Source organism: Mycolicibacterium canariasense, assembly GCF_002101555.1.
GTDB lineage: Bacteria > Actinomycetota > Actinomycetes > Mycobacteriales > Mycobacteriaceae > Mycobacterium > Mycobacterium canariasense.
The window spans coordinates 1-1,472 of the sequence record NZ_LQOL01000101.1 but is presented as its reverse complement, the minus strand read 5'-3'; the positions used below and the strand labels follow the sequence as shown (position 1 = coordinate 1,472).

Annotated in this window: 1 protein-coding gene; it reads right to left on the bottom strand. The window is 65.4% G+C overall.

What is annotated here, in order from left to right; translation table 11 throughout:
* Positions 1 to 33 precede the first annotated feature (33 nt).
* On the bottom strand, positions 34 to 1,338 hold the full coding sequence (locus AWB94_RS32365; protein ID WP_006242318.1) for an IS256 family transposase: 1,305 nt from the start codon (positions 1,336 to 1,338) through the stop codon (positions 34 to 36).
* Positions 1,339 to 1,472: the final 134 nt, after the last annotated feature.

Sequence of the window (1,472 nt, the reverse complement as noted above, 5' to 3'; positions counted from 1 at the left end):
GAGGAATTGTCAATACCTGTGGATCGGGGTGTTTCAGGCGACCTCCGTTTCGGTTGATTCGGCCGGCTCGGGCGGTGTGATGTCGGCGGGGCGTTCGAGTAGCTTGCCTTTGTGGAAGACGGCGCCGGCACGGACGAGGGCGACCAGGTGGGGTGCGTTGACTGCCCGCCACCGGGCTTGTGCGGCGTCGATAAGCTTGTAGGCCATGGCAATTCCGGCCGCGCGGGATCCCGGCCCCTTGGTGACCTTCGTCCGCAATCGCACGGTGGCGAAGGTTGATTCGATCGGATTCGTGGTGCGCAAGTGGATCCAGTGTTCGGCTGGGTATTTGTAGAACTCCAACAGCACGTCGGCGTCGTCGACGATCTTGGCGACCGCCTTGGGGTACTTGGCGCCGTAGTCGATCTCGAAGGCCTTGATCGCGACCTGCGCGTGGTCGAGGTCCTCGGCGTTGTAGATCTCCCGCATCGCCGCGACCGCACCGGGTTGCGCCGATTTGGGCAGGCAGGAAAGGACATTGGCCTGTTTGTGAAACCAGCAGCGCTGCTCGCGGGTAGCCGGGAACACCTCGCGCATCGCCTTCCAAAAGCCCAGTGCACCGTCACCGACGGCCAACACCGGGGCGATCATCCCGCGGCGGCGACACGACCGCAGCAGATCGGCCCACGACTCGGTCGATTCTCGATACCCGTCGGCCAGGGCGACGAGTTCCTTGCGGCCATCGGAGCGGACCCCGATCATCACCAACAGGCACAGCTTCTCCTGCTCGAGGCGGACCTTGAGGTGAATGCCGTCGACCCACAGGTAGACGAAGTCAGTGCCCGACAGATCCCGGGCCCCGAAGGCCTTGGCCTCCTCCTGCCACTGGCTGGTCAGCCGTGTGATCGTCGTCGCCGAGAGCCCGGCACTGGACCCGAGGAACTGCTCCAAGGCCGGCCCGAAGTCACTGGTCGACAGGCCGTGCAGGTACAGCAGCGGCAGCACCTCAGTCATCTGCGGGGACTTGCGCGCCCACGCCGGCAGGATCGCCGAGGAAAACCGCTGCCGCTCACCGGTATCGGCGTCGATACGCTTGTCGTTGACCCGCGGCGCGGTCACCGCCACCGCGCCCGCGGCGGTCAACACCTCACGCCCGGCGTGGGAGCCGTTGCGGACCACCAGCCGGCGACCGCTCTCATCGAGCTCACCGGCGTGGGCATCGATGTAGGCGGCCACCTCAGCCTTCAGCGCCGCGGCCAGCATCTGCCGGGCGCCGTCGCGCACGATCTCATCCAACAACGACCGACCACCGCCGTCATTGGCGTTGGCCTCATCGGTGTCGTGAACTACGGTGAGCATGGGCGTACCTTCCCAACCAGCGCGTCAACGCCGGTCTTGATCAGAGAACCTTGGACTTCAGATCATCCCCGGGAAGGTGCGCCCACTTTCATGCCGCCCCACCGAGGGTCATCCACAGGTTCTGATCATTGCTC